Genomic DNA, 19,337 nt, shown 5'->3' with positions numbered 1-19,337 from the left:
GATACATTTCGCTCGGATTGCAGTTTAGCCACTCTATAATTAACTCCGTGGGGTGGTGAACCCGGACATAATGCTGCACGCGCGGGGTCTATAGAGAAATGTCGGGAACGTCATCTACAGCGTCCAGCGGTTTCGTCCAAGGGATACTAATCGGAGGTGGTATCGTCTTCTTCGTCGCCGGGATGATAATCCTGGGCGGAATACCCGGCGGTATCTTTGGCCCGTCGGCCGGCGGCGTGGACAACGGGTCGACCACGGTTTCGACCACGACGCAGTCGATGCAGACCAGCACGTCGGCGAATCCGACCTCGAAGGCCACGACCACGAAGCAACGGACGACCGAACCGTCTGAGACGACCCGGACGACCCGAACGACGAGGACGACGACCACGACGACTACGACTTCGAAACCGCAGAAAACCGTATTGTATCGCGTCAACGTCGGCGGGCCGAGACTGTCGATGGTGGGCGAACCCGACTGGACGCGCGACGCTGAGAACCGCCCGTCGCGGTTCGGTAACGCGCGCCGGAGCGGGAGTCACACGAACAGTACGGACGACGCCATCTCGATGACCAACGCCGTTCCGGAGGGCACTCCAGAGCGAGTCTTCCAGAGTCGTCGGTACGACGCCGACAATCGAGGCACCACGAGCGACGACACCGAGATGCAGTACCGGTTCCCCGTCGAGCAGGGGACGTACGAGGTTCGAATCTACCTCGCCGAGACGTACTTCGACGACTCCGGGTGGAACGACTACCAGCAAGGCGGTCCGCGAACGTTCGACAGCGTCGTCGAAGGGAAGGTCGTGCTCAACGACTACGACATGTACGCCGAACTCGGCCACGACAGGGGAACCACGAAGTCGTACACCGTGACCGTCCGCGACGGCGTCCTCAACGTGCGCTTCCTGCACGAGCAGGAAGACCCGATGATCTCGGGTATCGAGGTGGTTCGCGTCGACGGCGGCGGCCAGCAGAACGACCGAAGCGGGAACGGTTCGGCGGGCGCGGGTAACGGCGAGAAGAACGGAAAGGAAAAGCACGGCGATGAGAAGGGCGGGAACGACGAGCGGGACGACGTCATCTTCGACTCGACGCCCACCAATCTGCTCGCACCGAGGGGTGTCTGGTACGGGATTTGAATCCCGCCGAGACGTTTCTGTCACCTGTCATCGCACGTTCCGAGAACTGCGTCTTCCGTATTTCGAATCCATCAGCCCCGTCGCTACCCTCGGTCGATTGCTCTCGCAGTCGGTTCTCGGAACCGCGCTCGGTCTCGTCGAGCTATTTTCCGCACCATCGACTAGCCCGACGCCGGCGGGAGCCGGTAGTCCGTTTGCCGGCGTCGCCATCGTTCTCCTGTTCGGTGCAGTGACGTTCGCTCTCGGTGGCTGGTTGATAGAATACTTCAGATGAAATCGCTTTCCGGGCGTGCGACTCGTTTACTCGGAATCCAGACGCCGTTTTCAGCGTTCGTGCCAAGCACACGATACGCGGTGCTCGCCATTCGAGAGTGGGAAAACGGTGGGGATGGGATTTAAACCACCGAAAGACGTTCTTGCTCGTTCACTTCGTTCGCTCTGCGAGCGTGCGTCTTACTTCAAATCCAGACGTCCTCTCTCGCTCCTGCGATGGCGAACACACGCTACGCGGTGTTCGCCGAGTAGTCGCTCGAAAATACGGTGGGAATGGGATTTGAACCCATGAGGCTTGACGCCACCTGCTTTCAAGGCAGGCGCAATAGGCCGCTCTGCCATCCCACCTCGCGCGAAACTATTCGACAGCGGACCTAAGAACTGTCGGTCTTGGGTCGGCGACGTGTCCGTCAGAATAGGTTGGCCCGCCGAGATATTACCTCGGGGCATGAAATCATAACCGTTTAATTTCCCCAGTGCATTCCTCGTCGTACAATGCCATCGCTGGATTTCGAACCGTTCACGTACGACGAGCTACCGCCGAATCGGCGGCCATCGCTCAGACTGGCGCTGTTGCCGGTTCTCGCGACGGTCGTCTTCCTCGGAGTCGGGTCGGCGTGGCTGAAGATGGATCCCCACATTCCTCTGCTGTGGGCTATCGCGTTCACGGGACTGGTCGGCTACTACGGACTCGGCCTCTCGTGGGACGACCTCTACGACGGGATCGCCGACAGCCTGCTGATGGGGTTGCAGGCGATCCTCATCCTGTTCACCATCTACGCCCTCATCGCCACGTGGGTCAGTTCCGGAACGATTCCGGGGCTGATGTACTACGGTCTACAACTGCTCTCGCCGACCGTGTTCCTCCCCGTAACCGCGGCGCTGGCCGGTCTCGTCGCGTTCTCCATCGGGTCGTCGTGGACGACCGTCGGGACGCTCGGCGTTGCGTTCATCGGTATCGGCTCCGGCCTCGGCGTTCCAGTACCGATGACGGCAGGTGCGGTTCTCTCGGGCGCGTACGCCGGGGACAAGCAATCGCCGCTCTCTGACACGACGAACCTCGCCGCGGCGGTGACCAACACCGACCTCTACGACCACATCCGCGGGATGCGTGCCGGAACCCTCGTCGCGTTCGGTCTCGCGCTCGTCGGCTACGCCGTCCTCGGTCTGCGGGCGACGGGGTCGATTCCGACGAACCGCGTCGGCGGTATCCAGACAGCGCTGGCGAATACGTACCACATCTCGCCACTGGTGTTCCTCCCGCTCGTCGTCACGTTCGGACTCGCGCTCTGGGGGTACCCCGCGCTTCCGTCACTCATCGCCGGCGTCTTCTCCGGCGTCGGGACGACTCTGTTTTTGCAAGGCCGGCCGTTCACCGCCGCGTGGCAGGTGTTTCTGAGTGGAGCGAGTCCGAAGACGGGGATGAAGATGGTCGACGGACTCCTCCAGAGCAGCGGAATCGAAGGCTCCGCGTGGACTATCAGCATCGTCGTTGCGGCGCTCACCCTCGGCGGGTTGTTGGAGACGACGGGCGTCCTCGCGGTGCTCGCGCGCGAACTCTCCCAAAAGGTCAGGAGCGCGGGCGGTCTCGTCGCCGGAACCGGCGCGTCTGCCATGCTCACGAACGTGCTCACCGCCCAGCAGTACATGAGCATCGTCGTCCCCGGCATGACGCTCCGGAATCTCTACGAGGAGCACGGTCTCGACAGCCGCGACCTCTCACGGGCCGTCGAGGCCGCCGGAACGCCCACCGGCGCGCTCATCCCGTGGCACGCGGGGGCCGTCTACATGGCGACCGCGCTTGGGGTTCCGACGCTCCAGTACGCGCCGTACTACTTCTTCGGCGTGTTCTCGCCGGCCGTCCTCTTCGTCATCGCGACGACCGGCTGGCAACTTGACGTGGAATCGACGAAAAAGCAGTCCGTCTCGCCAGCGGACTAACGCACCAGTTCGCGCTCGCCGTCCCGTTCTTCGACGCGCAGATCGAGTTCGTGGAGATACGTCGCGGTGTGAACCGGTACGATTCGTCCCGCTTCGATTCGCGCGTTCAGCAGGGGAACGAGCGAGCGCAAGTCCGCCCCCGTCTCGACCGCGGTCATCGCGGGCAGAAAGTCCACGTCGTACCCGGCGTCGGTCGCTCTCTGTGTCACCGTCTCTATCTCCGGCGGGGTGTAGACGCCCTCGAAGTCGATCGTGTCGGTCAGTCCGAGGTAGTAGATTCGCCCGTCGCCCGCGGAACCGACGACCACTTCGCTCCGCCGCAGCTTCATCGCCGCGCTGTCTATCTCCGTGCGCGTCAGCATCGGTGCCGTCCCGTCCACGACGGCGACCGAGTTCGCGCCTTCCGATTCGAGGAGGTGCGTCGTCGTATTTCCGGCGCGGGCGGAGAACGTCGAGCCGACCTGCACCTCGAACCGCACGTCCTCGACGTCGTCCAACGCCTCGTCCGCCAGCGCCCGAAGTTCGTCCTCCGAACTCCCGTCTCCCTGGAGGTCACCCGGGAGGTCGTCGTCGGGCCGGTAGTTGACGAGTAGGTCGCCTCCGCTGTTCGCGGCGGCGACGAACGTGTCTTTCAGCATCTCGGCGTACAGCTCCGTCACCTCGGCCTCGGAGAGCGGCGACGTCGCCGCGAGTTCTGGAAGAACGAGTCCCTCGCGCGGTGGGTCGGCCAGCACGGCGATGGTGGTCATACCCGTCCATCGGTTCGGAAGCGCCTTGAAGGCCATCATTTTATGGCCGTCCCCTGTTTCGATTCGGGCATGCACTGGACGAAACCGCTCGCACTGCTCGGCGTCATCCTCCTCGCGCTGCTGGTGCTCGGAGGGCTCGCACTGCTCGTGACGGCGGCGTTCTCGAAACTAGCAGTCGTCGCCGCGCTGGCGGTCGTCGTCGTTCTCGTCGCGGTGACGACCGCGCTCGGCGCGAAATCGAGGCGGTGGCGCGCGAACCCCTACTGGTGAATCGAACGAAAATCGCGGCTCGGTCTTCGATTACCGTCCCTGTCGGCCCTTCGTCTGGCGGTAATCCTTCCCCATCAGGTCGAAGAAGTGCTGGACGAACGCCTCGGTCTGCTCGTCCGTCTGCTCAGCGGGGTGTACCATCGGGACGAGTTCGAACCCTCTCCCTCGAATCGTCGTCGCGTGGTCGGCCACCACGTCGAACTCCTCCGCCGGCGTCGTGGTGTACTCCCTCGCGACTTCGGCGAGCGCGCGCTGGCCCACGGGCAAGAGAATTTCGGGGTTTATCATCCTAACCTCGGCGTTCAGATACGGTTCGCAGGTCTCCACTTCCTCGTCGTTCGGCAGTCGCTCCGGGTGGCGACACCGGGTCAGATAGGTGAGAAAGGCGTTGTCGAGTTCGGGTTCGGCGGCGTCGGGGGGCGAATTGCTCAGTTCGAGTCGTTCGAGCACTTCCTGGAGACGTTCCCCCGCGGCGTCGCCGGTGAACGGAACGCCGGTGGCTTCCGCACCCGCGCTCGGCATCTCGCCGACGAAGAGGAAGTCCGCGCCGACGTCGCCGTAGCCGTGGACGACCCGCTCCCGGCGTTCGCACAGCGCGCAGTTCGTACACGTCTCGTCCATCCCGAACGGGTTCGAGAGTTCTTCCTGATTCGCGTCCATGCCCGTCGGTAGTCGCGCGAGAGTAAAAGGGGCTACTCCTCGGAGAGGGCGAGAAACGGTTCGACCCACTGCGCCGCCTCGCAGGCCGAAACCTGGCGCGTCGTTTCGTCGTGTCGGATGAGACCCGCATCGGCCAGTTTCGGCAGATGAAGCTGGTACAGCGACGTGTAGTAACGGCGGTGTTGGTTCCGGGTCGTCTCGCCGTCGCCCGGCCCCAGACGAGCGACGACGGACGCCAGTTCGTCCACGTCTACCGGTTCGGCGGAGCGAAGCAAGTATCGAAGCGCGTCCCGCCGTAGCCGCACGCGGAGCGAGTCGAACAGGGCGTCGAGCGGCGGGCAGTCGCCGGTTCGATTTTCGAGCGAACGCGTACACCACTCGACCCCGTTGTTGATGAGTTCGAAGGTGTCGTCGGCGAGCACTCGCAGCGTCGCTATCGTCGGCGGGTCGTGGGCGCGGGTTTCGAGGTAGAAGTATCCCGACGCGTCGGCGTCCGCGAGGCGGGTTGAGACGGTGTCGAAGAACGTCACCATCTCGGCCAGCGAGACGTGTTCGAACAGCGTGGTCAGCGAGTCGAAGACCAACACCGTCTCGTCGCCAGCCTCCGCTAACGCCGACGTGACCGCGTCCCGTACCGCGGTCAGGTCGTCCGGTCGTTGGACGGTTCGAACGACGTTTCGAACGCCGGTCTGTCGCGTCGGTGCGCTCGCCACCGAACGCATCGTCTGATGGACGTCGACGATTCGAACGTACTCCGGAATCGTTCCGACGCGGGAGCGCCACGTTCGGAGGAACGAGTCGGCCGTTTGGTCGTACGTGACTGCGATAACGGAGTCTGCCTCGTCGATGGGGAGGTGGTCGAAACCCGCTTTCCGCACCTCGTCGTGGAGCGACCGAACCGTAACGAGGAAGCTACTCCCTGAATCGGCGGAAAAACCTCGGTCACTCATGGTTATCCGTCGGTTCTCCTACTCGTCGAGTGAGTTGCGTGCGCCTTATCGGGTTCAGGGTTCTCATAGTTTCACCTATCACGTGTCCTCTGCATCGGTTCGTTCGCGGATGAAGATGTGACCGTTCGCGTGAGCGAATACTTCGAGACCTGCGGTGGTGAACACGACGTACCCTTCGCTTCGCTCTTTCCCGCCGTGCGTGTCGGCGAAGAGCAGGTCGAGCGCGTCCGGATCGACCGCGTCGGCCAGCGGTATCGACTCCACCGTCGGGTCGATGTTACGGATGACGGCGAGAGCGATGATGAGGGTTTCACTCAGTGGGCGAGGGCTCGTCGCGTCGTGATAGACGTGGTATCCAGTTTCGTCTCCGACGAGAGTTGGTATCGGGTCACCGCCATCGCGTTCCGCGTTCACTCCACTCATCTACGGACTGTAACTCCTATGTCGAGGCGATTCGTAATAAAGATGCATCTGACTGAAAACGGGATTATAGAATGCTATTAACGATCGATAACCGACCGTTGACGGGCTCGAACGACGCGTTTCTCTGAACTGGTCGCCCTTCCGAACCGCGTAGGGTTCGTTTACGCCGATTCAAGCGGCTCATATCGAAGTAGACGATGCTCGTTACGTTTTTCCGTACCGATGACAGACGACACGTTCCAATCGTACTTCGCAGAGAATCCGAGAATGATCGGCGTCCTGTTCGTGACGATGCTCTTGCTCTCGCAGGCTGGCACCGCCGCGGCGGGCGTCGGAACGCTGGCAGTGTACGGCCCGTAGAGCGGCGAATCGTCGCTACAGTGGGTCCTCGTCCCACACCAACACACCGTCTTTCCGGACGGGTAGCTGGTGCCACACGAGATACCGTCGAAGTTCCTTCGCGGAGAGTCGAAACCGCCGGAGCGCGCCCGGCGCGAGGAAATGGTGTTCGTTGGTTTCGACGAGCGGATAGGCCATCGTCCCTATTTTCCCCTCCCGCGACGGGTGGGTGATTGGCGTCACGTCGTAGCCCTCGTCGCGGGTGTGGATGTCACAGAGCGTCGGCACGCCGTCCTCGACCTGCACCACGTCAGCGCTCCCGTCTCCGACGACCAGATAGTGCCCGCCGACGATGCTCTCGGTTCGGGCGAGGCCGAGCGCCGAGCCGAGCGGAAATCCGAGGTTCAGGAGGCGCGCCATCGCGTACCCCATGCGCGCCGCTCCCTCGTTCACCACGTCGCTGAAGGTGACGACGCCGCCGACCGCACCCGCCTCGACGAGCGCCAACCCCTGCTCGTAGGACTGGCACGCGTTGAGCAGGAAGGTCAAGACGCCGACGTTCATCACCGTCGTCGCGTCGAGCGACCCGTCTCGGCATCGGAACCCCGATTCGTCGATGTGCCCGACGTAGTGGAGGAAGTCCACGTCGGATTCGAGGACGGTTCGCAACTCGGTCGTCGAGAGGTCGGCGTGAATCGTCACGTCGAACGAAAGTTCATCACGACAGCCGTACACGCCCCTGACGCCCTCGTCCGTCGCCATCTCCGGTTCGTTGCAGACGACCGCGATGTCGATGGTGCCGGTTTTCGGTTCGCGTTCGAGTTTGTTTCGGAACGCCTGCGAAATCGCCTTGGTCGCGTGAAGTGGCAGGTCGGCGGCGAACCACGCCTGTTCGAGCGAGTCGCCCTGCTCCGGACGGACGAACGTGTAGTCGCCCTCCGATTCCCCCCTCACTTCGCCGAGAAACGACTCCACCACGGTCGAGCGAACGTCATCCGCCGACACGGGGGTCGCGCTGGGCGTGCGCACGACGCCGAGGTCGTTCACGACGAACGGAATCGCACCGACGTGCTCCGGCGTGGGCGCGACGTGCGCGGTGAGCGGCCACTGCGGCATATGTGGTGCCAATCGGTCGAACGGAACGGAGAGATATGCCGGCAGTTGCTCCGCGATGGGGAGGTCGTACAGCGCCGCGAAATCTAGGTCGACGTCGACCTGCTCGCGTTCGTAGAGGTCGACTCGATAGTACCCTTCCGTCCGGATGAGACAGTCGAGGAAGAACGTCCGTTTCAGCACGCGCTCGACCTCCCGCTCGAACCGCGCGCTCGGAAGCGGGTGTTCGAAGTCGTCGGTGACGAGTCGCGGTTCGTCGCCGGAAACCATCTCCGCCCCGAGATAGTACGCGAGCGGTGCGGCGACGTACGCCGCATCGAGCGTCGGCGGAAGTTCGAGACGAACGCCGGTTTCCGGGCGTTCCAGTTCGGCGGGGACGCGTAGTTCGTCGCCGAGTTCGACGGTCGGCGGGTGCCCGCGGAGCGTCGGGTACGACCGTTCGCAGGTCGTCGTCTTCAGCGCGGACGAGAGCGCGGACAGCGCCGTCAGTACGTCTTCGGGGTCGTCGGTCGTCGTCACCGTCGCCGCGGGGTGGTGGTGGTAGGAACGAGCGCCGACGAGAATGTCCGCGGGGTTGAACTCGAAGACGACGCGGTTCACGCTCGCCCGAACCGACAGCGCGCCGTCGACGCGGAGGTACACCTTGACGGGAGCGTTCAGTTCGACGCAGTACTCCCCCGGCGGCAGTTTTTCGTGCGTGTCTGAGTCCACGTCGAAGAGTAGTTCGCCAGTCGCGCCGCGGACGAAGGTGTCGACGCGCTGGTCGAGGGTCAGTTCGTCGGTCGAAACGCGGACGGCTCGGTCGACGGGGAAGTAGAATCGGTCGTCGTCCGCCGGTTCGGGAGTGACCGACGCCGGCGTGTCGAACGCGTATCGACGGCGTTCGATGGGGTCGACGATAGCGAGGCCGGAGTTGGAAAGGGATTCGAACGAGAGCACGAGTAGACACGACCCGAGTAGCGGGTCTTGTTGATCGGTAGCAGTTCAAATAACGGTGGAGAGAGGGTAAATATCTACCGCGAGATGTCACTCGTCCGGAGCTGTCGGGTGATATTTGGTGTCGTACTCCCCCGGTCGGTCGTCCAGTCGGTCGGGATTGATGTATCCGCCGAGGAGCATGAAGTCCACGAGCGTCAGCGCCAGCACGGCTTCGACCACCGGCACGCCGCGCGGCGGAAGGACGGGGTCGTGTCGCCCGATGACTTGCACCTCCTTCTCTTCGCCCGTCTCCCAGTCCACCGTGGTCTGGGTCTTCGGAATCGAGGTGGGGGCGTGGAGCGTGACCTCGCCGTAGATCGGCTCGCCCGTGGTGATGCCGCCCTGTAGTCCGCCGTGACGGTTCGAGGCGGGTTTCGGGTCGCCGTTGGAGTCGAACTTCCACTCGTCGTTTCGGTCGGAACCCGCCCACTCTCGGGCTTCCTTTCCGAGTCCGAACTCGAAGGCGGTCGTCGCCGGAATCGCCAACATCGCCTGTCCCAGGCGCGCTTCGACCGAGTCGAATCGGGGTGCGCCGAGTCCGCGCGGGACGCCGCGCGTTTCGAAGTAGATCGACCCGCCGATGGAGTCGCCCTCGCGCTGGTACTCGTCTATCGCCGCCAGCATCTCGTCGGCGGCGTCGGGGTCGGCACAGCGAACTTCGTTCTCCTCGCTCCGTTCGACCAACTCCTCGAAGTTCACCTCGTCGGCCCGCACATCGCCGATCTGGTTGACGTGGGCTTTCAACTCGATCCCTCGTTCCGCGAGTATCTTCTTGGCGACGGCTCCGGCGGCGACCCAGTTCACCGTCTCGCGGGCGGACGACCGCCCGCCGCCGCCCCAGTTTCGCGTTCCGAACTTCGCGGAGTAGGTGAAATCGCCGTGGCTCGGGCGCGGCGCGGTGACGAACGGTTCGTACTTTCCGGAGCGAGCATCCTTGTTCTGGATGATCATCCCGATTGGCGTCCCGGTCGTGTAGCCGTCCTGTATCCCGCTATTGATAGTGACGGCGTCGGGTTCGTTCCGGCTCGTCGTTATCATCGACTGACCGGGTTTTCGTCGGTCTAAGTCGCGCTGTACATCCTCCTCCGAGAGTTCCAATCCCGCCGGACAGCCGCTCACGGTGACGCCCATCGCCTCGCCGTGGCTCTCGCCGTAGGTGGTCACCTGAAAGAGGCGTCCGAACCGATTTCCGTTCATTACCCGTCACTGTGGGTGCAGACCATTTAGGTGTTGTAGGAGGCGGAACGTTTCGCCGCCCCGCCAAAAGCACATAAATACCTCGACGGAGAACTTCGATTCGATGAATCGGCGCCGTTTCGCCGCCCTACTGGGTCTCGGGGGTTTCGGGGTGCTCGGAGGGTGCGTCGACCGACTCCCGCTCGACTACGGAGGGGCGCCCGTGAAACCGGTGAGCCTGCGCGTCCGCAGTTACTTCGACGAACGGCGCACCGTCTCGGTCGATATCGAGGGGGCGAAAGTGGACGAGAGCTTCGAAGACGAGTTTCACCTCTGGCCGGGCCGCGTCGTCACCCAGAAGAACGTCCTCGAAGCGGGAACGTACCGCGTGCAAGTCGAGGTGGACAACGACATGTGGCGGGAGGCGGAGTGGCGGATGTACGGCTGTTCGACGAACACGATTCTGGTCGACGTCGGCAAGGACGGGGTGGGAATCGCCGCGACGTGTCGAGATACGGATACGGGGTCGACGGCCTAACGCAGATCGGCCACGCGCGCCGCCGCGAACGGGACGAGCATCTCCTCGCGGGAGAGGCCGCCGTGCATCCCGACGAGGGTGAGTTCGGATTCGTCCCACCACAGCCCCTTCTCGCGGTGGGTGACCACGAGGTCGGGGCACTGTCGTTCGAATCGCTCACTCAGCGTGCCGGGGCCGAACAGGTTCTGCGATAGCGCCTCCTCGCGCGTGAACGTTCTCGCGTCGAACGATGCTTCGACCGCGTTTCTGACCCGCCCGACGGTGCCAGGTTGCAGGTGGAGTTGGAGATTTCTCGGACTGCTGACGGGTGGAATCGGATTCCCGCCGGCATCTCGCCGGAGATCGTCCCAGATAGGGTCGAACCCGCCTATATCGACGTTATCGCTCGTATCGACGTGGCCGTGGTCGGCCGTGACGAGCAGGAGCGTCTCCTCGGCGACGACGCGGTCGAGTTTCTTGACTATCTCCCTGCGCGCGCACTCCGTGACCATCGCCAACTGCGTCCGGTACGCTTCGGATTCGGTTCCTGCGGCGTGCGAGACGGCGTCGATGGTCGGAACGTAGGCGTATATGTAGCTCGAACCGTCGGCCGTTTCGAGCGCTTCTCGGACTTTCAACCCCATCTCCGCGACGTTGCGGTACGGAAGCCGTTCCGCGTCGCCGACCGTCAGCTGGGAGTAGTCGGAGTCGAGCGAACCGGCGGGTTGTGCCGCGTACGTGTCGATTCCGGCGGCTTCGGCCCGACGGTAGAGCGGTTCGCCGTCGAACAACAGGGAGGGGTCGGCCGACTCGCCGAACGCTTCCTCGGCGGGTTCACCAGCTAGCGACGCGAACGGAAGCGTCTGGACTACGCCGTCGAACTCGCGGTAGTTAGTGCTGGAACCAGCCGAGCAGTCCGTGTTCGACGGGCTTACGGCCGGTGTGAATCGTCGTGATAGCCGCCGCCGTCTCGGAGGGGTAGGTGGAGGTCAGCGGCGTGACGGTTCCGCGCTCCGTCAGCGTCGAGAGAAGCGAGTGCGCGTCGCGATCGCGCTTCCAAAGTTCGTAGCCGAAGCCGTCCACGAGCAGGACGACGACGTTCTCCACGTCGTCACGCTGGACGCCCGCGAACGCGTCGTCGGGGAGTCGCCGGTCGAACGACGAGTCGAGCACCGAAAGGGCGGTTTCGGGGACGTTGGCGAAACAGTAATCGTCGTAGGCGGGAAGACGTACGCTCCCTCTCGGTGTGCTTCGAGCAGTCGGCGCTCGACTCGTCTCTGTAGCATACCCGAGAATCGTCGATTCGTGAGAAATATCTGACGCTATCGCTGCACCTCCGCCCCGAGGTCGTAGAGCACCTCGAAGAAATCCGGAAACGACACGTCCACGTGTTCGGCGTCGACTATCGTCGTCGTCCCGTCCGCGGCGAGTCCGGCGACGGTGAGCGCCATCACGATTCGGTGGTCGCCGTGACCGCCCACGACCGCCCCTCGAAGGTTCGTCTTCCCGCCGTGAATCGTGAGGACGTTTTCTTCCTCCTCGACTTTCGCGCCGAGGTTCGAGAGTTCGGTCGCCATCACGGCCACGCGGTCGGTCTCCTTGTACCGGACGTGCTCGCAGTTGACGATTCGCGTCTCGCCCTCGGCGACCGCGCCGAGCGCCGCGATGGTCGGGAGCAGGTCGGGGGTGTCGCCCACGTCGACCTCGACGCCCGAGAGCGACGATTTCCGCGCGATGAGCACGCCGTCCTTTCGGTTCCAGTCCACGTCCGCGCCCATCCGGGAGAGCACGTCGACGATGAAAGTGTCACCCTGTGCGCTGGGGTATGCGCCCTCGATTCGCACGCTTTCGCCGTCCTTCGCGGCGAGCGCACCCGCGGCGAGCAGGTAGGAGATGGAGGAGAAGTCGCCGGGAACGTGGTACTCGCCGTCGGTCGGTTCGTAGAACTCCCCGCCCGCGACGCGGCAGGTTCGCCCGTCGCGCTCGGCTTCGACGCCGAACTCGGCCAGCAGTTCGAGCGTGATATCGACGTAGGGAGCCGACTTGAGCTCCGTTTCCAGTTCGACGGTGACGCCGTCCTCCGTCAGCGCGCCCGCCATCAGCAGCGAGGAGACGTACTGCGAGGATACGTCGCCCGGAATCGACACCGTCCCGCCCGCTATCGGCCCTTTCAGGACGAGCGGTGCTTTCCCGTTTCCGCGGGTGCTCTCCGCCCGCCCGCCCAACTGCTCGACGGCGTCGAGCATCGGCCCCTGCGGGCGCGAGCGAAGCGAGGAGTCCCCCGTAAGGACGCTGATGCCGTCCGCGAGCGCCGCCGCGCCGGAGACGAGTCGCATGGTCGTCCCGCTGTTCGCGCAGTCGATGACGTCCGCCGGAACCCGCGGTTCGCCGTCGAAGCCGTCGATTTCGATGGCCTCGCCGGTGTCGATAACGTCGCCGCCGAAGGCGTCCACCGCCTGCATCGTGGCTTTCGTGTCGGCGCTGACGAGCGGGTCGTACACCAGGGCCCCGCCCGAGTAGCCGGCGGCGAGGATGGCACGGTGGGTGTAGCTCTTCGACGGCGGCGCCCGCGCCGCCCCCGAGAGTTCCGAGTGGGAAATCTCTATGTCCATGTGCGACCAGTCGTAACGGAGAACCAATAGAATACCGCCTATCGGACGATACTACCGGACGACGGTGACGGGAACCGTCGCGCGCCCGGCGATTTCCTTCGCGGTGCTCCCGAACAACCCCTCGTACCGCTCCGAAGTTCCGCGATGGCCGACGAAGATGGCCTCGAAGTCGTTCTCCTCGGCGAACTCCGTGATTCGCTCGACCGGCTCGCCGTACAGCAGGCCGGTGTCGATGGACGTTCCCTCGCCGTCGGCGGTGGCGCTCGCTTCGTCCAGTAGCTCCTGTCCGTGAGTTTCGGCGTCCTCGATGCTCGACAGGACGAGTTCCCTGTTCGCCTCCGCGAAGTTCACCGGCGGCGTGTCACCCCCCGTGAAGAACTGCTCCGGAACGACGACGTGAACTGCGGTGACCGACCTGCCGGTGTCCTCCGCGAGGTCGATTGCGTACTTCAGCGCGTCTTTGCTCGCGGGCGACCCGTCGATGGCGATTAGGTATCCCCCCATGGCTCGTCTTCGTACGCCGCGAGGCGGGATGTGGATTTCGGCTGTGAGGTGGAGGTGTCGCGGAAGGTACGATTCGAGGAACTCGCTACCACCGAACCGGCCGCTGGCGGGTCGAACTCGACGCTCACAGATGTTCGAGTATCTGAGATGTTTGTGACAGAGGAACGCTTTCGTCGCCGAGCGTGGTACACACCCGCATGATCGACACCGAATCCGTCGGTATCGATTCCGTCGCCGTCGAACCCGACCACTGTCACCGGTGCGGGGCCGAGCTAGGAACCCGCGAGTTCGAGGGAAGTGAGTATCCCTGGCACTCGGAGTTCGAACTCGTGCTCTCCCGCAACTCGGTTCCGGGCGTCCGCGTGGTCGTCCACGACGAGGACAGTGTCCTCCTTCTCGACGAACCGATACCGCAGCACGAGGGCGTCTGGAGACTCCCCGGAGGCCACGCCAAGTACGACGAGGGACCGAGACGGGCGGGCGTTCGTGAACTCGAAGAGGAGACCGGCCTACGGGCGAGTCCCTCGAATCTGCGGTTCCTCACTATCCTCCACACCGAGTTTCCGAGCGTCGTGTTCTACCTGATCATGTACGCGCTAGAACGTTCGGAAGCCTCGGGCGAACTGACCCCGGAATCCGAGGAGTTCGAAGTCGCGTTCCGACCGCTCCGGGAACTACGGGCGTCGTCCGACCGGATACGGGAGTCGGATTTGGAGCGCATCGAGTTGGCGTTCGAAGATTAGGCGCGATACTGGCGGTTTCGTTCGAGACTGTCCGGTATGCGACCATCCCGTCTCGCACATCACTTCTCCGACATCGTTTTGTCGCTCGCCTTTGTCGCAGAACACATGGCGAAAGACCTCTCTGCGCTGGATTCCGCGCTCGATTCGATGGCGGTGGACGGCTACCTCGTCGACGCGGCCTCGACCGACTCCGACCAACTGTATCTCTCCGGATTCGACGCGCCCGACGCCTTCACCACGCTCTACGCGGACGGCGTCCACCTGCTCGTCTCCAGCCTCGAATACGGCCGGGCGAAAAAGGAGAGCGACGCGGCGAGCGTCGTCCGGAAATCGGAGTACGACTACCACGAGAAGGTGGCCGAGTACGGGTTGGAGGAGGCGGACAATCGCGTCGTCGCCGAGTTCCTCGCCGACCGCGGCGTCGAGTCGGTGGCGGTGCCCGCGCGCTTCCCGGTCGGAACCGCGGACGGACTGCGCGAGCAGGGCGTGACGGTGAAACCGGACGGGAGCGCGGTCATCACCGGTATCCGGGCGACGAAGACCGACGAGGAGATAGAGCACGTCCGGACGGCGCAGAATGCCAACGAGGCGGCGATGCAGGCCGCCGAGAACCTGCTCGCGGCGGCAACCGTCGAGAACGGTCTGCTCCGCTATCAGGGCGAGGTGTTGACGAGCGAGCGCGTGAAAGAGGAGATCGAGGTGACGCTCCTGCGCCACGGAACTGCACTGGACGAGACTATCGTGGCCTGCGGAGCCGACGCGGCGGACCCCCACAATCGCGGAAGCGGGCCACTCGCGGCCGACGAGGCCATCATCGTCGACATCTTCCCGCGCGACAAGGCGTCGAAGTACCACGCCGACATGACCCGCACCTTCGTCCGCGGCGAACCGTCGGAGGAGATTCGCGCCCGCCACGACCTGACCCACGAAGCGTTCGAGGCGGCGCTCGACGCCCTCGAACCGGGCGCGACGGGCAAGGAAGTCCACGACGCGGTCTGCGACGTGTACGAGGACGCGGGCTACGCTACCCTTCGAAGCGATCCGGACACCCAGACGGGCTTCATCCACAGCACGGGTCACGGCGTCGGCCTCGACGTGCACGAACTCCCGCGAATCAGTCCCGACGGCGGGGAACTGAAGCCCGGCCACGTCGTCACCGTCGAACCCGGCCTGTACGACCCCGCGGTCGGCGGCGTCCGCATCGAAGACCTGGTGGTCGTCACGGAAGACGGGTACGAGAACCTCACCGACTATCCGATCGACCTCGTGGTGGACTGACCGCCACAACCGAAAAGTAATCGTCTCGTGAACTGAGCGCCATGGACGAACCCAGAACGAACACCGAGGAGTCACGAGCGGAGGAGACGACGCGAGGGGCGGAAACGGGGGAGACGCCGCGGCGTTCGAACGTCCTGTGGCGCGCGCTCGCCGTCGGAACTGCCTTCGCGGCCGGATTCCTGCTCGGGAAGCGTTCGGAGAAGGGAGGGCTATCGCTCGGGCCGGGTGCCGCCGAAACCGAGGTTCGGCCGACGCCCGGCACCCCCGAGCGAGGCGGCCCGACCGACCGAGAAGCGGGACGCGGCGGAACCGCCGACGAAGGTGCCGCGACCGCCGAGCAGCCGAGTTCGATGGGGAGCGTCGCGGGCGAAGCCGAGCGGGAACGCGAGCGAGAGAGAGCAGGCGAAGAGGAAACTGAAAGCGAGCGAGGAGAAGAATCCGAACCCGGCGAGGACGTGACCGCACTTTCCGCGCCGTCGACGCGCGGGATGCCGATGTTCGGTCTCGGCACCTACCAGATGGACGACCACGACGAGTGCGTAGAGAGCGTTCGCACGGCGCTGGAGATGGGCTACCGCCACATCGACACCGCCGAGATGTACGAGAACGAGTCCGCGGTGGGCGACGCCATCGCCGAGTCGGACGTACCCCGCGACGACCTCTTCGTGGCGACGAAGGTCAGTCCCGACAATCTCGACTACGACCACGTCCTCACGAGCGCCGAGGAGAGCCTCGACCGACTGGGACTCGACTACGTCGACTTGCTCTACGTCCACTGGCCGACCGGCGAGTACGAGGCCGCGGACACCCTCGAAGCGTTCGCGGAACTTCGTGAAGAGGGATTGATAGAGGAGATCGGCGTGAGTAACTTCACGGTCGACCTGCTGGAGGAGGCGGTAGACGTCGCCGAGGAACCGATCTTCGCCGACCAGGTCGAGATGCACCCCTTGCTCCCACAGGACGAACTCCGCGAGTTCTGTGCGCAGGAGGACGTCGACGTGGAACTCGTCGCCTACTCGCCGATAGCTCGCGGCGACGTTGACGACGTGGACGAACTTCGCGAGGTCGCCGAGAAGCACGACGCGACGCCTGCGCAGGTCAGCCTCGCGTGGTGCCGCGAGAAGGACGTGACCGCCATCCCGAAAGCCACCAGCCGAGACCATCTCCGGGAGAACTGGCTGAGCCTCGGAATCGAACTTGACGAGGAGGACGTGGCGAAGATAGACGGCATCGACCGGGAGGAACGGTTGGTCGACCCCGACCGCGCTCCGTGGAACGGGTGACGACCGACGAACGCCGATCGGGATGCGTTCGCGGTGCCGAGTTCGTACCGTAGTCCGGCTGGCGTGGATTTCAGAGCGCGTCGGCCAGCGCCCGTCGCTTCACCAGCGCGAATCCGGCGACGATGACGACGAATCCCGCGAGCGTGCTCCCCGCAACTGATTCTCCGAGGACGACCCACCCTGAGAGGGCGGTGAAGACAGGGGCGACGTAACCGACCAGATTAATTTCGACTGGGGCGAGTCGGTCGAGCAGGTCGCAGTAGAGCAAGAAGCCGACGCCGCCCGCGACGAACGCGAAGTAGCCGAGCGCGAGAACTGCGTCGGTCGTCCACGCCACGGCCGACGGCGATTCGCCCGGTAGTGCGACGCTGACCGCGTAAAGGAGGGGTGCCCCGGCCAGCATCATCCACGCTTGCATCGACGCGACGGGAAGGTCGGTTCGCAGTCGTCGGGTGAGCACCGCGCCGAGGGCGAACGCGGCGGCGGCGAAGAAGACCAGGACGACCCCGCGGAAGTCGGCTCCGAAGACGGTTCCCGAGTCGGGATTCGCCACGATACTTGTCCCGACGAGACCGAGCAGGAGTCCCGCGATCCCGAGCGAGGACAGTCGCTCCTCGGGAAGCAGGAGCGCAGAAAACCCCGCCGCCAGCAGGGATCGAGACTGATGATGACTCCCGCAACTGCGCTCGTAACGTACTGCTCGCCGACGAAGAGGAAGGCGTGATGGGCCGCGACGAACAGCGCCCCGCCGACCCCGACCGACTTCTAGTCCTCGCCGCGCGGCCGCCACCGCGATTGGGAGACCATTGCGTACGCCAACATCGCCGCCCCGGCGAGATAGAACCGAAGCGCCGCGAACAACACCGGCGGAACGTCGGAGACGCCGACGCGAATCGCGGCGAACGAACTCCCTCAGAGAGCGGCGAGCAGGAGGAACGCCGCGATGGTGCGCGTTCGTGACACGGTAGCACGAACGCGACGGTCGAGCATAACTGCGTTCATCGTGTTGACAGTCCTCGACACGATTTCGGCTCCGAGAAACCGGAGGTTCTCGCCCAGTCGGATAGCCTTTAACCGCGCTTCGAGAAGGGCGATACATGGCCGACGAATTTCGCTCGTTCAACGGTCTCCGCGAGGCGGTGGCGGAGACGACCTTCGAAAAGCCGCCGGCGATAGTCTGCAACGCACACGTGACCGGTTTGAGCGTCGCACGCGCGCTCTCCGCGCACGACGTACCCATCATCACCGTCGACCGCAACGGGAAAGGCGTCGCCCCGTATTCCGACGCCGTGGATTTCGCGGGACAAGTGACCTACCCCTTGGACGACCGCGAGGGGTTCCGCGAGGACGTGGAAGCCCTCGCCGCCGAACTGGGTCACGAACCGGTCGCGTTCCCCTGCATGGACGAGTGGGTGCACGCCTTCGCCCGAACCGAACCAGAGGGCGTCCAACTCCCCTTCGCCGGCCGAGAGACCATCGACGCCGTCCTCGACAAGGAGTCGTTGTACGCGAAAGCCGAGGAACTGGGCATCCCGTACCCCGAGACGTACCGCCTCTCGGATACCGACCCGGACGAGGCGGCGGACGCTCTGGGCTTCCCGCTGGTCGTCAAACCCGCGCTCAAGAGGGAGTTCGAGGAAGCGGTCGGGACGAACGTGATCGAGGTGGGGGACAGGAAGGAGCTTCTGGACGTGGTTGCGATGGCCGAGGACGCCGGCATCAACGTCATGGCACAAGAAAAGATTCCCATCGCGGTGGGGCGGGACTGCTCGCTCGCGTCCTACGTTCCGCGAGAGGGCGACCCCGTCACCTTCGTTGGCAACGCCCGCGTTCGGTATCCGCGGGCGTTCGGCACGTCCTGCCTCGTCCGCGGAACCGACAGGCCTGAGGTGGAAGCCCGCGCCCTGTCGGTGCTGGAGGAGACGGGCTACCACGGCATCAGCGAGTCCGAGTTCGTCTACGACGAATCGCGGGAGGAGTACGTCCTGTTGGACATCAACACCCGCCCGTGGAAGTGGATAAGTCTGCCGGTGCAGGCGGGTGCCGACCTGCCGGGGGCCGCCTACGCCGAGACGGTCGGCGAGGAGTTCGAGGCGGGCAACGTCGGCGACGTGACGTGGGTCTACATCGCGGACTACCTGAAACTCCTTGCAAGCGATGCCGGTTTCTCGGACGTGCTTTCGACGGGGCAGTGGGAGTCACTGTTGTCCGGCGGATTCGAGGAATCGGAGGGCTTGACGACCGGGGTGTATCGGCCGAGCGATCCGAATCCGGCGTACCGGCTCATGAAGACCGAGTTCGGGACGGGCGAGTACTACTGCTCCTGCTAAATCGGAGTTCGGTCTTTCGAGTCGTCCGAAAATTCTCTCACGCTTCTTGGGAGTGG

General features: G+C 64.5%; 21 protein-coding genes, 1 tRNA gene and 1 pseudogene. 11 read left to right on the top strand and 12 right to left on the bottom strand.

Translation table 11 applies throughout. From position 1 onward, the window contains the following. Positions 1–98: 98 nt before the first annotated feature. Both LIW51_RS10290 and LIW51_RS10285 read left to right on the top strand, forming a co-directional pair. Complete coding sequence (locus LIW51_RS10290) at positions 99–1,142, top strand: malectin domain-containing carbohydrate-binding protein (protein ID WP_227374049.1); 1,044 nt, start codon at positions 99–101, stop codon at positions 1,140–1,142. Next, entirely contained in the window at positions 1,123–1,416 is a 294-nt protein-coding gene (locus LIW51_RS10285) for a hypothetical protein (RefSeq protein ID WP_227374048.1), read from the top strand. The genes LIW51_RS10290 and LIW51_RS10285 overlap by 20 nt, the downstream gene beginning before the upstream one ends. Positions 1,417–1,680: 264 nt before the next feature. Here LIW51_RS10285 and LIW51_RS10280 read toward each other — a convergent pair. Further along, positions 1,681–1,763, bottom strand: a tRNA-Ser gene (locus tag LIW51_RS10280). Between the two features lie 147 nt (positions 1,764–1,910). Between LIW51_RS10280 and arcD the strand changes: the two genes are divergently transcribed. Next, entirely contained in the window at positions 1,911–3,356 is a 1,446-nt protein-coding gene (arcD, locus tag LIW51_RS10275; protein WP_227374047.1) for an arginine/ornithine antiporter ArcD, read from the top strand. Here the strand turns inward: arcD and LIW51_RS10270 are convergent. Then, positions 3,353–4,105 (bottom strand): DUF2064 domain-containing protein, encoded by a 753-nt coding sequence (locus LIW51_RS10270; protein WP_368411785.1) that lies wholly within the window; start codon positions 4,103–4,105, stop codon positions 3,353–3,355. The two genes, arcD and LIW51_RS10270, sit on opposite strands and share 4 nt — an antisense overlap. A 69-nt stretch (positions 4,106–4,174) precedes the next feature. On the opposite strand from LIW51_RS10270, the gene LIW51_RS10265 reads away from it, so the two are divergent. Then, positions 4,175–4,375 carry a hypothetical protein gene (locus LIW51_RS10265; RefSeq protein WP_227374045.1) on the top strand — a complete coding sequence of 67 codons (201 nt, stop codon included), beginning with the start codon at positions 4,175–4,177 and terminating at the stop codon, positions 4,373–4,375. A gap of 30 nt (positions 4,376–4,405) precedes the next feature. Here LIW51_RS10265 and LIW51_RS10260 read toward each other — a convergent pair whose 3' ends face one another. The 3 genes from LIW51_RS10260 to LIW51_RS10250 form a co-directional block, all read right to left on the bottom strand. Then, on the bottom strand, positions 4,406–5,035 hold the full coding sequence (locus LIW51_RS10260) for a uracil-DNA glycosylase (protein ID WP_227374044.1): 630 nt from the start codon (positions 5,033–5,035) through the stop codon (positions 4,406–4,408). A 32-nt stretch (positions 5,036–5,067) separates the two neighbouring features. Beyond that, entirely contained in the window at positions 5,068–5,985 is a 918-nt protein-coding gene (locus LIW51_RS10255; RefSeq protein WP_227374043.1) for a DUF7504 family protein, read from the bottom strand. Positions 5,986–6,063: 78 nt separating this feature from the next. After that, positions 6,064–6,408 carry a HalOD1 output domain-containing protein gene (locus LIW51_RS10250; RefSeq protein WP_227374042.1) on the bottom strand — a complete coding sequence of 115 codons (345 nt, stop codon included), beginning with the start codon at positions 6,406–6,408 and terminating at the stop codon, positions 6,064–6,066. A gap of 222 nt (positions 6,409–6,630) precedes the next feature. Here LIW51_RS10250 and LIW51_RS10245 point away from each other — a divergent pair, with 222 nt between their 5' ends. Continuing rightward, positions 6,631–6,768, top strand: coding sequence for a DUF7503 family protein (locus LIW51_RS10245; RefSeq protein ID WP_227374041.1), 138 nt, complete (start codon positions 6,631–6,633; stop codon positions 6,766–6,768). A 15-nt stretch (positions 6,769–6,783) separates the two neighbouring features. Here LIW51_RS10245 and LIW51_RS10240 read toward each other — a convergent pair whose 3' ends face one another. Both LIW51_RS10240 and aroC read right to left on the bottom strand, forming a co-directional pair. Then, positions 6,784–8,799, bottom strand: coding sequence for a hypothetical protein (locus LIW51_RS10240; RefSeq protein ID WP_227374040.1), 2,016 nt, complete (start codon positions 8,797–8,799; stop codon positions 6,784–6,786). A gap of 87 nt (positions 8,800–8,886) precedes the next feature. Then, positions 8,887–10,035: a chorismate synthase gene (aroC, locus tag LIW51_RS10235; RefSeq protein ID WP_227374039.1), complete on the bottom strand. Its 1,149-nt coding sequence runs from the start codon at positions 10,033–10,035 to the stop codon at positions 8,887–8,889. Positions 10,036–10,138: 103 nt separating this feature from the next. On the opposite strand from aroC, the gene LIW51_RS10230 reads away from it, so the two are divergent. Beyond that, the gene (locus LIW51_RS10230; RefSeq protein WP_227374038.1) at positions 10,139–10,552 is read left to right on the top strand and encodes an Ig-like domain-containing protein; all 414 of its coding nucleotides are present in this window, start codon (positions 10,139–10,141) and stop codon (positions 10,550–10,552) included. On the opposite strand, the gene LIW51_RS10225 is transcribed toward LIW51_RS10230, so the two are convergent. The 4 genes from LIW51_RS10225 to LIW51_RS10210 all read right to left on the bottom strand — a co-directional run bounded on the left by LIW51_RS10225 (position 10,549) and on the right by LIW51_RS10210 (position 13,647). Continuing rightward, positions 10,549–11,322, bottom strand: a complete 774-nt coding sequence (locus LIW51_RS10225) for an alkaline phosphatase family protein (RefSeq protein ID WP_227374037.1) — start codon at positions 11,320–11,322, stop codon at positions 10,549–10,551. The genes LIW51_RS10230 and LIW51_RS10225 overlap by 4 nt on opposite strands. Positions 11,323–11,422: 100 nt before the next feature. Further along, positions 11,423–11,704, bottom strand: coding sequence for an alkaline phosphatase family protein (locus tag LIW51_RS10220; protein WP_227374036.1), 282 nt, complete (start codon positions 11,702–11,704; stop codon positions 11,423–11,425). Positions 11,705–11,853: 149 nt separating this feature from the next. After that, entirely contained in the window at positions 11,854–13,143 is a 1,290-nt protein-coding gene (aroA, locus tag LIW51_RS10215; RefSeq protein WP_227374035.1) for a 3-phosphoshikimate 1-carboxyvinyltransferase, read from the bottom strand. A 51-nt stretch (positions 13,144–13,194) separates the two neighbouring features. After that, positions 13,195–13,647 (bottom strand): universal stress protein, encoded by a 453-nt coding sequence (locus LIW51_RS10210; protein WP_227374034.1) that lies wholly within the window; start codon positions 13,645–13,647, stop codon positions 13,195–13,197. Between the two features lie 30 nt (positions 13,648–13,677). Here LIW51_RS10210 and LIW51_RS10205 point away from each other — a divergent pair, with 30 nt between their 5' ends. From LIW51_RS10205 to LIW51_RS10190, 4 genes are all read left to right on the top strand, one after another. After that, on the top strand, positions 13,678–13,848 hold the full coding sequence (locus LIW51_RS10205; protein ID WP_227374033.1) for a hypothetical protein: 171 nt from the start codon (positions 13,678–13,680) through the stop codon (positions 13,846–13,848). Then, positions 13,845–14,390: an NUDIX hydrolase gene (locus LIW51_RS10200; protein WP_227374032.1), complete on the top strand. Its 546-nt coding sequence runs from the start codon at positions 13,845–13,847 to the stop codon at positions 14,388–14,390. Before LIW51_RS10205 ends, LIW51_RS10200 begins: the two co-directional genes overlap by 4 nt. Before the next feature lie 105 nt (positions 14,391–14,495). After that, on the top strand, positions 14,496–15,668 hold the full coding sequence (locus tag LIW51_RS10195; RefSeq protein WP_227376784.1) for a M24 family metallopeptidase: 1,173 nt from the start codon (positions 14,496–14,498) through the stop codon (positions 15,666–15,668). Positions 15,669–16,156: 488 nt separating this feature from the next. Continuing rightward, positions 16,157–16,951, top strand: coding sequence for an aldo/keto reductase (locus tag LIW51_RS10190; RefSeq protein WP_227376783.1), 795 nt, complete (start codon positions 16,157–16,159; stop codon positions 16,949–16,951). A 70-nt stretch (positions 16,952–17,021) separates the two neighbouring features. On the opposite strand, the pseudogene LIW51_RS10185 reads toward LIW51_RS10190, so the two are convergent. Then, positions 17,022–17,845, bottom strand: a pseudogene (locus LIW51_RS10185) (DMT family transporter). Between the two features lie 203 nt (positions 17,846–18,048). On the opposite strand from LIW51_RS10185, the gene LIW51_RS10180 reads away from it, so the two are divergent. After that, positions 18,049–19,281 (top strand): carboxylate--amine ligase, encoded by a 1,233-nt coding sequence (locus tag LIW51_RS10180; RefSeq protein WP_227374031.1) that lies wholly within the window; start codon positions 18,049–18,051, stop codon positions 19,279–19,281. Positions 19,282–19,337: the final 56 nt, after the last annotated feature.

The organism is Haladaptatus halobius (assembly GCF_020618475.1).
GTDB classification, from domain to species: domain Archaea; phylum Halobacteriota; class Halobacteria; order Halobacteriales; family Haladaptataceae; genus Haladaptatus; species Haladaptatus halobius.
This window is presented reverse-complemented; position numbering and strand designations above follow the sequence as displayed.

Bases quoted from the DNA above. Each gene is read 5' to 3' on its own strand.
- LIW51_RS10290 (WP_227374049.1), top strand. From the start codon at position 99: ATGTCGGGAACGTCATCTACAGCGTCCAGCGGTTTCGTCCAAGGGATA.
- LIW51_RS10260 (WP_227374044.1), bottom strand. From the start codon at position 5,035: ATGGACGCGAATCAGGAAGAACTCTCGAACCCGTTCGGGATGGACGAG.
- LIW51_RS10200 (WP_227374032.1), top strand. From the start codon at position 13,845: ATGATCGACACCGAATCCGTCGGTATCGATTCCGTCGCCGTCGAACCC.
- LIW51_RS10195 (WP_227376784.1), top strand. From the start codon at position 14,496: ATGGCGAAAGACCTCTCTGCGCTGGATTCCGCGCTCGATTCGATGGCG.
- LIW51_RS10250 (WP_227374042.1), bottom strand. From the start codon at position 6,408: ATGAGTGGAGTGAACGCGGAACGCGATGGCGGTGACCCGATACCAACT.
- aroA (WP_227374035.1), bottom strand. From the start codon at position 13,143: ATGGACATAGAGATTTCCCACTCGGAACTCTCGGGGGCGGCGCGGGCG.
- LIW51_RS10230 (WP_227374038.1), top strand. From the start codon at position 10,139: ATGAATCGGCGCCGTTTCGCCGCCCTACTGGGTCTCGGGGGTTTCGGG.
- LIW51_RS10210 (WP_227374034.1), bottom strand. From the start codon at position 13,647: ATGGGGGGATACCTAATCGCCATCGACGGGTCGCCCGCGAGCAAAGAC.
- LIW51_RS10265 (WP_227374045.1), top strand. From the start codon at position 4,175: ATGCACTGGACGAAACCGCTCGCACTGCTCGGCGTCATCCTCCTCGCG.
- LIW51_RS10190 (WP_227376783.1), top strand. From the start codon at position 16,157: ATGCCGATGTTCGGTCTCGGCACCTACCAGATGGACGACCACGACGAG.
- LIW51_RS10270 (WP_368411785.1), bottom strand. From the start codon at position 4,105: ATGACCACCATCGCCGTGCTGGCCGACCCACCGCGCGAGGGACTCGTT.
- arcD (WP_227374047.1), top strand. From the start codon at position 1,911: ATGCCATCGCTGGATTTCGAACCGTTCACGTACGACGAGCTACCGCCG.
- LIW51_RS10245 (WP_227374041.1), top strand. From the start codon at position 6,631: ATGACAGACGACACGTTCCAATCGTACTTCGCAGAGAATCCGAGAATG.
- LIW51_RS10255 (WP_227374043.1), bottom strand. From the start codon at position 5,985: ATGAGTGACCGAGGTTTTTCCGCCGATTCAGGGAGTAGCTTCCTCGTT.
- aroC (WP_227374039.1), bottom strand. From the start codon at position 10,035: ATGAACGGAAATCGGTTCGGACGCCTCTTTCAGGTGACCACCTACGGC.
- LIW51_RS10180 (WP_227374031.1), top strand. From the start codon at position 18,049: ATGGCCGACGAATTTCGCTCGTTCAACGGTCTCCGCGAGGCGGTGGCG.